This is a genomic window from Pseudomonas sp. TWI628, assembly GCF_039673865.1.
Taxonomy (GTDB): domain Bacteria; phylum Pseudomonadota; class Gammaproteobacteria; order Pseudomonadales; family Pseudomonadaceae; genus Aquipseudomonas.
Window position 1 is genome coordinate 1 of the sequence record NZ_JBDJMM010000079.1, and the last position, 291, is coordinate 291.

At 44.0% G+C, this 291-nt stretch carries 1 rRNA gene; it reads left to right on the forward strand.

Features of this window, described 5'->3' with window-relative positions:
- Positions 1-94, forward strand: a 16S ribosomal RNA gene (locus tag ABE528_RS27390); the annotation flags it as partial.
- Positions 95-291 lie beyond the last annotated feature (197 nt).

Genomic DNA, 291 nt, shown 5'->3' on the forward strand with positions numbered 1-291 from the left:
CTTCGGGAGGACGGTTACCACGGTGTGATTCATGACTGGGGTGAAGTCGTAACAAGGTAGCCGTAGGGGAACCTGCGGCTGGATCACCTCCTTAATCGACGACATCAGCCTACTGATGAGCTCCCACACGAATTGCTTGATTCATTTGCTGATTAGAACTCAGAAATGAACATTCCTTTTGAATGTTGATTTCTGACTTTTGTCAGATCGTTCTTTAAAAATTCGGATATGTGATAGAAATAGACTGAACACCAGTTTCACTGCTGGTGGATCAGGCTAAGGTAAAATTTG